At 75.1% G+C, this 13,082-nt stretch carries 9 protein-coding genes; 2 read left to right on the top strand and 7 right to left on the bottom strand.

The genetic code is table 11. From position 1 onward, the window contains the following. Window positions 1-54: 54 nt before the first annotated feature. From ACTMS2_RS04365 to ACTMS2_RS04380, 4 genes are all read right to left on the bottom strand, one after another. On the bottom strand, window positions 55-3,477 hold the full coding sequence (locus ACTMS2_RS04365; protein WP_441174219.1) for an ATP-binding protein: 3,423 nt from the start codon (window positions 3,475-3,477) through the stop codon (window positions 55-57). A gap of 128 nt (window positions 3,478-3,605) precedes the next feature. Next, window positions 3,606-4,007, bottom strand: coding sequence for a hypothetical protein (locus tag ACTMS2_RS04370; protein ID WP_441174220.1), 402 nt, complete (start codon window positions 4,005-4,007; stop codon window positions 3,606-3,608). Next, entirely contained in the window at window positions 4,004-4,264 is a 261-nt protein-coding gene (locus ACTMS2_RS04375; protein WP_363623956.1) for a hypothetical protein, read from the bottom strand. Before ACTMS2_RS04375 ends, ACTMS2_RS04370 begins: the two co-directional genes overlap by 4 nt. A gap of 16 nt (window positions 4,265-4,280) precedes the next feature. Continuing rightward, complete coding sequence (locus ACTMS2_RS04380; RefSeq protein ID WP_441174221.1) at window positions 4,281-4,958, bottom strand: hypothetical protein; 678 nt, start codon at window positions 4,956-4,958, stop codon at window positions 4,281-4,283. Window positions 4,959-5,214: 256 nt separating this feature from the next. On the opposite strand from ACTMS2_RS04380, the gene ACTMS2_RS04385 reads away from it, so the two are divergent. Continuing rightward, window positions 5,215-6,114 carry a cellulose binding domain-containing protein gene (locus ACTMS2_RS04385; RefSeq protein WP_441174223.1) on the top strand — a complete coding sequence of 300 codons (900 nt, stop codon included), beginning with the start codon at window positions 5,215-5,217 and terminating at the stop codon, window positions 6,112-6,114. Between the two features lie 120 nt (window positions 6,115-6,234). Here the strand turns inward: ACTMS2_RS04385 and ACTMS2_RS04390 are convergent, their stop codons facing one another. The 3 genes from ACTMS2_RS04390 to ACTMS2_RS04400 all read right to left on the bottom strand — a co-directional run bounded on the left by ACTMS2_RS04390 (window position 6,235) and on the right by ACTMS2_RS04400 (window position 9,623). Then, window positions 6,235-7,140 (bottom strand): hypothetical protein, encoded by a 906-nt coding sequence (locus ACTMS2_RS04390; protein WP_441174224.1) that lies wholly within the window; start codon window positions 7,138-7,140, stop codon window positions 6,235-6,237. A 285-nt stretch (window positions 7,141-7,425) separates the two neighbouring features. After that, the gene (locus ACTMS2_RS04395) at window positions 7,426-8,751 is read right to left on the bottom strand and encodes an AAA family ATPase (protein ID WP_441174225.1); all 1,326 of its coding nucleotides are present in this window, start codon (window positions 8,749-8,751) and stop codon (window positions 7,426-7,428) included. A 23-nt stretch (window positions 8,752-8,774) separates the two neighbouring features. Further along, entirely contained in the window at window positions 8,775-9,623 is an 849-nt protein-coding gene (locus ACTMS2_RS04400) for a sugar phosphate isomerase/epimerase family protein (protein ID WP_441174226.1), read from the bottom strand. Between the two features lie 183 nt (window positions 9,624-9,806). Here ACTMS2_RS04400 and ACTMS2_RS04405 point away from each other — a divergent pair, with 183 nt between their 5' ends. Beyond that, the gene (locus tag ACTMS2_RS04405; protein ID WP_441174227.1) at window positions 9,807-13,079 is read left to right on the top strand and encodes an NACHT domain-containing protein; all 3,273 of its coding nucleotides are present in this window, start codon (window positions 9,807-9,809) and stop codon (window positions 13,077-13,079) included. Window positions 13,080-13,082 lie beyond the last annotated feature (3 nt).

The raw sequence follows: 13,082 nt of genomic DNA on the forward strand, positions 1-13,082 counted from the left end.
GGGCCGGCTGCGCGCGGCTGCCGGCGTGCGCGAGGGGGATCGGTCGCGGATCGGCTACAGGCGCCAGGGCAACGGGTCGGGCGGGAGGTAGCGGCAGGTGCTGCCCGTGGACACGGTGTCGCGCAGGTGGCCGGCGAGCGCCGGGTGGCGCTGGTCGAGCTTGCGCAGCGCGTCCCGGATGCGGGCGGTCACCGCCTTGCGGGCCCGCTCGGCCTCGTCGCCGAGGCGACGGCTGCGACCGGCCAGCCCGGCGGCGGCGCGCAGCTCGGCGAGCAGGGCACCCCGCTCGGCGTCGAGGTCGGCCATCCGCCGCCGGTCGCCGCGCTCGGCGGCCCGGTCGATCTCGTCGTCGAGCCGTTCCAGGTGCCGCCGGTAACGGGCCTTCGCCTCGTCGTCGAGGACCGGGTCGCCGCCCATCCGGCGGGCCGCGACGAGTTCCGGCCCGGCGGTCGGGTCGAGCAGTTCGACCGCAGGGACGTCGACGCCCGGCCGGCTCAGCAGCACGTGCAGGTCGCGCAGCCCCTTCGCGTCGGGCAGATGCACCACCACGCCGGCGTACGCGAGCTGCCAGACCGGCCCGTCGCGGCGGAACCCGTACGCCCGGCCCGGCGCCTGCTCGCTGGCGGACGCCTGCCTGCCGCCGGACGGCTGCGCCACGGCGGCACCGGTCGGAACGGCGGCGCCGGCCGGCACCCGCGGCCCGGTCGCCGCCCGCGGTTCGTGCGGCCCGCGCGCCGCCTGCGGGCCGGGCGGCCAGACGACCGCCACCTGCGGAGCGGCGACGAGGTTCGGGACCGGGCCGGTGATCGCGAGGAGGGCCCCGGAGTGGCCGACGGGCGGCGCCCCGGCCTCCTCTGCGCCGGTGAGGCGTCGGGTCACCTGGTGCATGCCCAGGTCGGTGGCGTCGCGGGCGGTGGCCTCGCGCAGCCCGGCGGCGGCCGCGACGTCGCCGGGGCCGTCCCGCCCGGTCAGCGCGTCGGCCAGGGCGGCACGGGCCAGGACCGACCACGGGCGGGCGCCCAACCGGTCGGCGGAGTCGCGGGCGGCGGAGAAGCCGGCCACCGCGTCGTCCCAGCGTCGCTGCGCGGCGTCGACGAGGGCCAGCCAGTGGTCCACGGGGCCGCTCAGGTCGCAGCCGAACAGCGCCGACATCCACTGCCCGCGGTGCGGTCGCAGGGCCTCCCGGACCTCGGCGCAGCGCCGGGGGTCGCGGGTCGCGGCGGCGACCCCGGCACGCAGCCGCAGCCACAGCGGCGACACCGCTCCCGGGTACGCCGTGCCGGCGGCCTCGATGCCGGTGACCAGCCGCAGGGCCGACCCGGTGTCGCCGCGTTCGACGGCGGTGATGCCCCGGAGCAGCTCGGGATGGGGGTAGCCGGTCGAGGAGAGCTCGTCGAGGAGGGCGGCGTCGGAGCGACCCTGGAGGTGCAGCCGGGACCAGCGCAGATGGTGACCCATGAAGGCGAAGTCGGAATGGTCCCACTCGCCGACGCCGGCCAGCTCGCCGAACAGCTCGTCGGCCCGGGCGAAGTCGCCACGGAACGCGGCGATGATCGCGTCGTCCATGGTGGCGGCGGCGCGGTGCCGCACGTCGCCCCGTCGGGCGCCGGCCACGAAGGTGGCGAACTCGTCGTGGTAGCGGGGGTCGCCCAGTTCCAGCAGCGCGACCCAGCGCAGCGCGGTGGCCCAGAGCACGGTCTCCGCGTCGCCGCCCCGGCGCGCCACGTCCCGGATCTCGGCGGTGATCGCGGCCCGGTCGCGGGCCGAGCCCAGCCCCCAGGTGGTGTCGTGGCGGGCCCAGAGGCTGAAGGTGAGCGCCTCGTCGTCGTGCCCGCGCCGGGCCAGGGACTCCGTGGCGGCGATCAGATCGGTGACGAGCGTGCTGACCGGGACGGCGCCGGCGGACTCGCCGATCAACCGCCGGTACGCCTCCCGCACGACGCCCTCCGGGTCGGGGACACGTCTGGAGCCGTCGGCGTGGCGGCGGTGCACGACGAGGGCGACGTGGGCCAGCACCACCGGGTCGTCGACCGCCACGGCCAGCGTGACGGCCTCGGCGAGCAGCCGCCGGGCCTCGTCGCCGCCGCCCGCGTGGTGCAGCAGTTGACCCAGCTCGATCATGATCTTCACGCGGCCGGCCGGGTCCTCCGCGACCTCCAGCGCCCGGCGGAAGTGCACCACCGACTCGTCCACCGCGAGCCGGCCACCCGCGTCGCGGGCGGCGGCGACCAGCAGCTCGGCGGCGCGCGACGGGTCGAGGTGGGTGCCCGCGAGATGGGCGTGCCGGGCCAGGTCGGCGGGGATCAGCCGCTCGGCGAGCGCCGGCGCGCGGTCGACGGCCCGCACGAGCGCGGCGTGCCGGGAGCACCGGTCGTCGTCGGGCAGCGCGTCGTAGAGGGTCTCCCGCACGAGGTCGTGGACGAAGGCGAACCGGCCACCGCCCCGGGACACCACGAGCCGGGCGGTCACCGCCCGGTCGAGGAGCCGGTCGGCCTGCGCCGCGGGCGTGCCCGCGTACGCGGCGAGGACCTGGCGGTGGAACTCCCGGCCGAGCACGGCGGCGGCGGTGAGTGCCTCGACGACCGCCGCCGGCAACTGGGCGAGACGGCGGCGCACCGCCTCCCGTACGCCCGGGGGGATCGCGCCGACCCGCCCGTCGGCACGCCAGATCCGGGCGGTCTGCTCCACGAAGAACGGGTTGCCGCCGGTGCGCCGGTGCACCTCGTCGAGGAGACCGGCGTCGGGTGCCCGGCCCGCCGTGCGGGTCATCAGCGCGGCCACCTCGTCGCGGGACAGGCCGGTGAGGGTGAGCGTGGTCGCCTTCGCCACCAGTGGCATCAGCAGCTCGCGCAGCGGGTGGTCGGGGGACTCGACCTCGGCGTCGCGGTAGGTGCCGATCAGCAGCAGCCGCTCGAACCAGGTGTGCTGGGCGGCGAACCGCAGCAGCCGCATCGAGGCGGGATCGGCCCAGTGCAGGTCGTCGAGCACCACCACCACCGGACGGCGCTGCGACGCCGCGACCAGCGCGGTGGTCACCGCGTCGTGCAGCGCGAACTCCTCCTGCTCGACGAGGTCGTCGCCGGCCGGACCGCCGGTCGCCTCGTCGGCCTCGCCGTCCGTCGGCTCGCCGGCGGTGCCGCCGGTCGCCTCGCCGAGCAGCGCCGCGAGGCCCGGCTCGGCCGCCTCGCGGGCCACGGCCCAGTCGTCGGACGAGCGACGCAGACCGCGTAGCACCTGCACCCAGGGCCAGTAGCCGGGCGCGCTGTCGGAATCCCAGCAGGCCGCGCCGAGCACCAGCGCGCCCCGCCGACGGGCCTCGCCGGCCGCCGCCGTGACCAGCGTCGTCTTGCCGATGCCCGGCTCCCCGGCGACGAGGACCAGGCCGCCGTGGCTGGCGGTCACCCGGTCGACCTCGGCGCGCAGCAGGGCCGCGGGATGCTCCCGCCCGATGACGGCCTCGTCGTACCGCGGATCCATGACGCCCAGACGGTAGCGGAACGGTGGGACATCGCGAGCCCTTTACGCGGGGCGACGCCGCGGCGGACGGGCGTCCGCTCGGATCCGCCCGGCGGTTGGTCGCCCACGAGGGCGGGGCGGTCAGGTGGTCAGCGGGCGTCGGTGACCACCTGGGAACAGGCGGCACAGGCGGCGCGGCCCTGTTCGGCGTACCACCGGCAGGTCCGGCGGATCGCGCAGCGCGGCAGGTCGTCCTCCGCCGGACCGGCGACCTCCCGGAACGACGCGGCCACGCGTTCACCGAGGCCGCAGTGCTCGCCCGTCCAGAAGCCGCACTTCGCGGTGACGCACGGGCCGGCGAGCCGGTACCGCGACTCGACCGGGGTGTCCGTGGCGGCCTGGGCGAGCGCGACCTCGGCCGGGAGCGGCGGCGTGACGTAGGCGACCCGCCCCGCCGGAGTGATCATGCCGAGGAACACCGTGGCATTGGCCGCGGGGGTACTCGGGCACATCCGCTCCGGCGGGTCCGGCCGGTGGACGGGATCCGTCACCGCTGCATCCAGAAGCCGATGTCGTTGATCTTCTGGCCGAGTTCCTCGGCGAACGGGCCGTCGATGACCCACATGCCGTACCACTCGGGGCGGAGCTTGATGTTGGCGTGCCCGACGGCGAGCGGGTTGGTCAGCCGCTTGCCCGCGGCGGTGAGCGCGTTGAGCCCGGCCTTCTGGATCTCGCTGGCGATGAGGCTCTGCTGTTCAGTCGTCAGATCGACACCGTCGACGACGAAACGGAATTCGCTGCGTGCCATGTCCTACCTCCGATGGTCAGTACGTGTCGGTCCGCAGCCCGCGCCGCAGGCCCGCCCTGGTGAAGGCCGCCCAGCCGGAACGGGAGGTCGGGTCGGCGGTGTGCCCGGCCCGCCCCAGGTGCTCCCGCCAGTCCGCCGCGTCGGCGCCGCGCAGCCCCCACAGTTCGCGGCAGGCGGTGACCGCGAACGCGACCTGCTCGGCCGAGCCGGTCCAGCCGGCGGGGCCGTCGATCACCCGGAGCGCGCCGCCGGCCTCGACGCGTACCGACGGGAAGTGGTGGTGCAGGCTGGCGAGGGTGGCCAGGTGAGCGGCGTCCGACCGCCCGGCGGCGAAGGCGTCCCGCGTCTCGTCGTCGCGGGTGACCCGGATGGCGTGCAGCGTGAAAGCGGCACCGTCCGCGCCCACCCGCCCCGACACCTGCACCGGCGGGCTCCAGGCGTGCGGTGAGTTGGCCGACCAGAAGGCCAGCCAGGCGTCGAGACGTTCGTGGAAGTCGGCCTGGAAGCGGGCCGGCGCACCCGCGAGCCGGGCGGTGGCGATCCGGTCCCGCACGACGAGGGACCGGGCCGGCGCCGCTGCGCCGGCGGGTGGTGCGGCGCGGGCGGCGCCCGCCGCGCCGACAGTGACCGCCGAGGCGGCAGCGGCGCCGATCAGTATCCGCCGCCGGGACAGTGAGGTATGGGAATCGTTCATGGTCCGCCTTTCGTGGACGGCCTGTGCCACGAAACGCTATCGACAGACGTAGATCGTCTGGGCCGTCGATCTATCGGTAGACCGACATGAATCCAGGTGATCGACGGCGGCGCAAATCCGGCGGCTGTGCTGTCGGCCGCCGTCGCACCGGAGACGGGCCGAAGTCCACTTCGGAAGGCGACGACACCCGAGGCCGACACCCCGGGGAACACCTAACGATTGATAAGCGTCCATTCCTGCTCGTAGCATCGCCACCATGCGTGTCCGTCGCGTCACCACCGCCGTCGTCCTCGCCGCGCTGCTGGGCCCGCTCGCCGTGGGTGCCGCACGGGCGGACGACGCCCCCGCGCTCACCACGCCCGGCAGCCCGGTCGTCGTGGTCGACCAGCCGCACCTGCTCACCCTCTCCTGGGCGCCCTCGACCTGGGTGGGCGAGCCGGCCGGCGAGGAACCGATCACGTACGAGGTGCGGGCGCAGCTCGGTCCGCACGTCTACCGCAGCCTCGGCAGCACGACCGCCACCACCCTGACGCTGACCAACCTCGCGCCGGGCAGCGAGTACCGGCTCGTCGTCAACGCCTACACCCTCGGCGGCTACTCCGACCCCTCCCCCGTCACACCGGTCCGCACGGCGTACGGGCGGGCGAAGGTCAGCTACCTCAACCTCGACTGGTCGCCGACGGACAACCAGATCCAGCACGTCCTCCAGGTCGTCAACACCGGCACCGGGCCGCTCGACCTCGCCGACGTGCGGGTGCGCTACCACGTGACCTTCGAGGGCGGCGACACCTCGCTGGTGCTCAACTGCGACTGGGCGGCGCTGGGCTGCGACCGGATCCGGCGCACGACGACGTTCTTCCCGCCGCCCCTGCCGCCCGGCGGGCCGTCGACGCCGGCACCCACCCCGACGCCGACCCGCTTCCCGCCGCCGGGCACGCCGATCCCCGGCTGGGTGGAGCTGACCTTCACCGACGGCGTCCTCGCCCCGGGCGCGTCGTCCGGGCCGATCCAGTTGCGCCACCACCGGCCCGGCTGGACCGACATCGACGAGCGCGACGACCCGAGCTGGCGCGCCGCCACCGGCCAGTGGGCCGACAACAGCCGGATCACGCTCGACGTCGACGGCGTGCGCGAGTTCGGCGACACGTTCGCCTGACGCGCGGCGACGACCGCTCGCGAACACGGGCCCGACCGGCCGGAGTGACGGCGGCGGCGCGGGGTTCGGCCGGTGGCGCCGGCCCCGGGTCGGGGCGACGCCACCGGCCGGTGCCGCCGGCTACGCCGTCGCGCAGATGGCGTACGCGGTGCTGGTCCAGTTGCCGGTGAACGTGTCCTCCTCGTACGCGCCGACGGTGGCGGTGGCCGGCGCGGCGGCGGGACCGCCGTTGGGGCGGAAGTCGTCGACCACGCCCTCGCCCGTGACGCCGTTGAGTTCGTAGCCGGCCCCGGTCAGCACCTTGCCGAACGGGCAGGCCGCGGCGACGCTGTGGAAGTCGTTCGAGTCGCTGGGGCTCACCGCCGAGATGCGGACCAGGCCCGCCAGGGGGTTGGCGCAGATCGCGTACGCCGTCGCGGACCAGTTGCCGGCGAAGGCGTCGGCCTCGTACGCGCCCACGAAGACGGAGGTCGGCGCGGCGGCCACACCACCGTTGGGCCGGAAGTCGTCGACCACCGCCTCGCCGGTCGCACCGTTGAGCTCGTAACCCGTCCCGGTCAGTACCTTGCCCACCGGGCAGGTCGCCGTGACGCTACGGAAGTCGTTCGAGTTGCTGGCGCTGGCCGCCGAGACGCGCACCAGTCCCGTGACCGGGTTGGCGCAGATGGCGAACGCGGTGAGGGACCAGTTGCCCGCGAACGCCTCCGCCTCGTACGCCCCGACGGTGACGGCGGTCGGCGCGACGGCCGGGCCGCCGTTGGGCCGCAGGTCGTCGACCACCGCCTCGCCGGTCGCACCGTTGAGCTCGTAACCCGTCCCGGTCAGCACCTTGCCCACCGGGCAGGTCGCCGTGACGCTACGGAAGTCGTTCGAGTTGCTGGCGCTGGTCGCGGCGATCCGGACGAGGCCGGGGACGGCGGCCGACGCGGGAGCGGCGGGGACGATCACCCCGGCCGCCACGGCGGCGCCGAGGAGGAGGGCGACCGCGCGGGGTCGGGGCCGGCGGGCGACTGGCTGAGCTGACATGTGACTCTCCTGTCTGTCGCCTCGGTGACGGCCTCCCGCAGATGTGGGGTCCGACCGGCACGAAGGCGGTGCGATTAACGAATCTCACGCTAGGTAGTCACTCGACCAGGCATTATCTCCAAGCCGACTACGTCAAGTAATCGACTGCTCGCCCCGACGACGGAGCGCCAGCCCGCCCGAGGGCCCGCGCCGACGCCGCGCGGCCCCCGGACGGCGTACGCGGCCGTCAGCGCGCGGTCGGCCACCATCCGTGGCGCGGCCGGCGGCGAACGGCGTACGGCCGCGTCAGGCGGTCGCCGTCGTGGCGGCGAGCAGGGCGAGGATCGTCTGGTTGGCCTCCCAGCCGTCGGGGAACCTGACCGGCACGTCGAGGTGCACGATCTCCGTCGACGGGTGGGCGTCCAACAGCTCGCCGATCCCGGCGCGCGCCACGACGACGCACGCGTGCCGGTGCCGCGACGTCAGCACGCACAGCCGCCCCGACTCGAGGTGGAACGCGGTCGCGTCGCGGCGGCCCGACAGCGGGTGCAGCACGATCGTCACGTCGTACTCCCGGCCCTGGAGCCGGTTGGCGGTGTCGACGGTGATGCCCGCCCCGGCCTCGCCCAGGTGCGCGCGGATGGCCGCGACCTGGTCACGGTGGGCGGCCCCGACGGCGATCCGGTCGGCGGTGACCGGCGCGCCCGCCGGCGCGTGCTCGCTGACGGCGACCGCGCCGCGCTGGAGCACCCGCAGCGCCAGGGCCGCACAGGCCGAGGCGGCCTCGCCATCGGTACGCAGGGTCTGCCGCGCCGGCAGCTCGTGCAGGGCCCAGCCGGTGGCGGCGGCCAGCTCCACGGTCCGGTCCAGGGCGTCCCCCGCCCCGGGCTCGGCGAGGTGCAGCGCCCGGTCGGCGGAGCCGGTGCCGGCACGGAACCCGGTGAACGGGTAGAACGCCGCCGCGACCACCGGCGCCGCCGAGGCGGGCAGCCGCCACGACACCGGCAGCCGGTGCACGGGCAGCTCCGGGTTGTGCCGCAGCAGCACCGCCACCGCCGACTGCATCGGGTCCCAGGTCAGGCCCGTCCAGCGACCCGTCTCCACGGTCGAGAACGGGTCGAGCTGACCGGGGTCGCCGACGAACAGCGCCCGCTCGAACCGCCCGGCCACGCGCAGCAGGGCGTCCGAGCGCATCTGGTACGCCTCGTCCACGATCGCCCACGGCCAGGAGCCCTCGGCGACCGTCGCCCACTTGGCGGCCGTACCGATGATGACGGCCGGACCGCCGAGGTCGGCGACCTTCGCGGCGACCCGGACCGTCTCGTGGCCCCTGACCCGCGCGGACGGCCGGTAGTCGGCGGCGGAGAGCCGGCCGATGCGCAGCTCGGGCGCCTTGCGCGCCAGCCGGTCGATGAGGTCGTCGACCTGCTCATTGGTCTGCGCGACGATGATCAGCGGCTCGCCGGCGGCGGCCAGCTCCACGGCGGCGCGCACCACCAGGGTCGACTTGCCGGCCCCCGGCGGCGAGTCGACCACGACGCCGCGATGGTCGCCGGAGCGCAGGTCGGCCAGTACGGCGGTGATGACCCGCTCCGCCTCGACCGCCGGCGGCACCTCCAGCCCGGAGCGCATCGATCCCACCTTCCCCCCGAGGTCTACGGGAGATTACGCCCGGTCAGGCCGCGCAGGAAGGCCAGCCCCTCGATGGCGAGGGTGTCGGGGTCGGCGGTGAGGGGCCGCCACACGGACATCGGCACGGCCAGCGCCTCGGCGGTGAACGACTCGATGTTCACCTGGCCGCGGTAGCCGATGCCGGTCAGGGCGTCGAACATCCCCGGCCAGTCGAGGTGGTCGCCGCCGGGCACCCCACGGTCGTTGCCGCACACCTGCACGTGCGCGAGCCGGTCGCCGGCCAGCCGGACGGCGGCCGGCAGGTCGCGCTCCTCGATGTTCAGGTGGAAGGTGTCCAGGGCGAGGCCCAGGCCGGGGACGTCGGCCACCACCTCCAGCGCCTGCTCGACGGTGTTGAGCAAGCTCGTCTCGAACCGGTTGAGCGGTTCGAGAGCGATCGTCACGCCCTGGCCGGCGGCCTCGTCGGCCAGGGGCCGGAGCCGCTCGACGAGGCGCGCGACGGTGGCCCGCCGGGCGTCCGCGTCCAGCAGCCACCGCCGGCCGGCCGGCGCGTAGAGCGGGCCCGCCACCACGGCGGCCCCCACCCGGCCGGCGGCCCGCACGCACTGCCGCACGAACTCTTCCGTACGCCGTACGACCTCCTCGTCGTCGGCGAGCAGGTCGTGCTCGGGCAGCAGGCCGGCGCAGACGGCGGGGGCCAGGCCCAGCCCGGCGAGCAGGCCGGCGGCGCGGTCGGGGTCCCAGTCGCCGGGCGCCTGGACGGTCAGCTCGACGGCGTCGAAGCCCCAGGCCCTGATCCGTGGGGCCAGTTCGGCGAGCGCCTCGTCGGTCAGCGGCGCCGCCCACGCCCACGTGTTGATGCCGATGCGCATCCGTACCCTCTCGCCGTCGCCTCGATGAGACCGTCGACTGTAGAGGGTCCGGCGCCTCTGGCGTGACCGGCCGGCGCGGGAACGCCGAAACCGGGCTCCCACCTGCGGGAACCGCATTAACGTGAACGTGAGGGCCGGGACGCCTCCGTCCGTCGACCGGCCACGTCGACCATGGGGGTGTCCGTGCGCGGGCCGAAACGTGGTCCGGTCTGGGCGGCCCAGCTGTGGCTACGCCAGCGCCGGCGCCGGTGGCGTACCCGACGGGAACGCCGGACGGAGCGGGACCGCCGCCGACGGTCCGACGAGCGGGCCAGCGGCCGGGTGCGGTGGCGCTACCGCCGCTGGCTGCGGTGGACGATCGTCGCCGTCGCCTGGGCGTTGCTCGGCTGGACCGTGCTCTCCCTGGTCCTGACGGTCCTCGACACCGAGCCGCGCCTCCTGCCGGTCACCCGGTGGTGCGGGGGAAACCAGCCGAGGGCGTACTACTGCGGGCAGGTGCAGGGCTTCGTCAAGCCCCTGATGGTCGCGGCGCTGGGCGTCGCGTTCTTCTACTACTGGCGTTACGTCCCGGTCCGCCGCTGGTACCGGCACAGCGTGATGCGCAACAGCCGGATGGTGCTGCCCAGCGCCGAGCGGGGCCTCGACCCGAGCGACGTCGTCGGCCGCGACGAGCTGTGCGAGTTGCTGATCCAGCGGCTGCGCGACCGGGCGACCCGGCGACCGCTGCTCCTGGTCGGCGGCATCGGCACCGGCAAGACGGCCACCCTGGCGCGACTCGCGGAGATGCTGATGGCCGCCGACGTCGTACCGGTCGGGGTCGACCTGCGCAGCGTCACCGATCCGGAGAAGCTGAACTTCCGCCAGCTCGCCCTCGCGCAGTTCGAGAGCACCATCGACACCCGGCTGCGGTCCTCGGGCGAGGCCGACCGGATCTGGCGGCGGCTCTGGCTGGAGAACCGCCTCGTGGTGCTCGCCGACGGGCTGGAGGAGAGCCTCGCCGACGCCGGCGAGCCCGCCGACCGGGACAGCGTGCTACGGGACGCGATCCACACCGCGGTCCGCGAGCGCCTACCCCTGGTGGTCGCCTCGCGTCCCGACGATCCGCTGCGCGGGCTGGACGCGCTGCTGCTGCAACTGGAGCCGCTCGCCCAGGGCCCCGCCCTGGAATACGTGCGGGCCCGCAGCCACCGCTCGGAAGCGGGCCACCGGTGGGACCGCATCAGCGAACTGGTCAAGGCCGCCGACGTCGCGGACTCGCCGTTCTACCTGCGGATCATCGGGCAGCTCCACGAGGTCGACCGGCTGGACCGCGTCGAGCCGACGGGGCCGGGCAGGGCCGCGCTGCGGTGGTGCCTGCTGGAGGAGTGGTACCACGCCACCGTCGCCGGTGACCTGTACGAGGACTACGGCCTGCCGCAGGTCGAGCGCTCCGACGCGATCGAGGTGCTCTCCGCCCTCGCCTGCCTCGGACTGCGCGACAACCGGCTGTTCGTGCGGACGACCGAACTCACCGGCGGCGACACCGCAGACGCCAGCCGGCAGTGGATCCTGACCGAGCTGCGGAACCGGCTGTGCAAGCTCGACGCCGACAACGCGCAGGACGTCGGGCTGGCCGAGACCACCGGGGACGCGCTGAACATCGTGCTGAAGCGGCAGGACGGGGTGCGCTTCCAGCACGGCGTCGTCCAGGCGTACCTCGGCTCGCGCTTCCTCACCGCCGCCACGCGCGACCCCGGCTTCCTCGCCCGGGCCTTCGGCCACCACCACGGTCCCGGGCGGGAGCTGCTGGCCGCCCTCACCCTGCACGCCCGCAGCGCGGGCGCGTTCGAGCAACTGGACGGGCGACGACGGCCGACCGTACGGGCCGGGAACCTGCCGCGCCTCGGCGACGCCGTACGGCGGAAGGTGGGGCTGCCCGTCGACAGCCGGGACGCGAACGCCACCCGGAAGAGGTCGATCGACTTCCTGCGGCGACTCTGCGACGAGGCCGCGCGTACCCGCAACCGCACGCGGGCGCTGGAGATGTTCGCGGCCGCGCTGGAGATGGACGCCGCCACCGGGCACACCTCGCACCGGCGACTGGCCGACGCCATCCGCGGCGCCTGGTGCCACTATCAGGGCGACGGGTCCGTCACCGACCGCCCGCTCGAGGACGCCAAGATCGCCCTCGTGCACCGGTACGGCGACGCCGCCCGGCAGCTCGTGGACCGGCCACCCGCCCCCACCGGGTTCCGGTCGCAGCGGCCCACCCCGCAGTACGACCAACTGTTCCTCATGATGGCCGACGAGACGTCCTACCTTCCCCGGCTGGCCGCGGCCCGCGAGATCGCCGCCGGCGGCAACGCGGCCGTACGGGCGCTGCGCAACCTGCCGTTCGAGCAGGCGGACGACTCGCCGGGCCGGGAACGACTCGACGAGGTGCGCACCTGGCTGACGCCGTCGCTGTTCCTCTACGCCGACGACGCGCACGCCCCCGGCGAGCCGAACTGGCGGCACGAGGCCCACCGGGCCCTGCGGCACTGGGTGCACCGGCTGGTCACCGACGCCACCGACGGCGCCCGCGTCTACGAGCTCACGCTCGCCCAGGGGTTCCGCCTCGCGGCGAACTGCCGGGTCTATCCGGCGCACCGCAGCCTGCTGATCGAGGAGGCCGAGAAGGCGCTGCGGCACTCCCGGTTCTGGTACTCCCACCTGGTGCTCATCCAGGCGCTGACCCTGCTGGCCCTGCCCCGCGACCCCGGCGAGACGCTGCGCGAGCGGGGCCACGGATCGGACCCGCGCGGGCTGGTCGACTTCTGGACCTCGATCGCCGGCGGCGGCGACCGCGCCCCGTACCGCCACAGCGGCACCGACCATCCGCTCGTCCGCAAGGTCGCGGACCTGTGCGTCGAGTCGCTCGTCGACCGGCACCCCGAACGACGCTGCTGGATCGACGAGCGGGAGATCGTCGGGCGGGTGGGCACGGTCAGCCCGCAGCCCGGCATCCGCCGGCTCCAGGACTCCTGGCTGCCCGCCTCGCACGGCTGGGCCGTCCTGGAGCCCCGGGCGCAACGGCTGCTGGCCGACGTGATGCTGCTGCTCAACCTCGCCGACCGGGGCCAGAACGGCATCGAGCGGGCCCGCCGGCTCACCCGGGCCAGCCGGTCCGACCTGCCCCCGTGCCTCACCATCGACCGCAGCGCCATGCGGGTCACCCTCAGCCGCCGCCAGGCGCACGACGTCCAGCCGGGCTCCACCTGCATCGACGACTGCCCGTTCCGGCTGTGCCCACTGCCACCGAAGGGCGACGAGCTGCCGTACCAGATGGAGGAGGTCTTCTGCGCCCACCAGATCGACCTCGTCGGGCACTGGTTCCGGCCCGGCGCGCGGGCCGACTGGCAGGCGGTCAACCGCAGGGACCTGCGTACGTTCTGGCGCGAGATGTCCGAACGGATGGCGCCAGCGTGGCGGAAGTGAGCT

Source organism: Micromonospora sp. SD12 (genome assembly GCF_052068495.1).
Classification (GTDB): Bacteria; Actinomycetota; Actinomycetes; order Mycobacteriales; family Micromonosporaceae; genus Micromonospora; species Micromonospora echinofusca.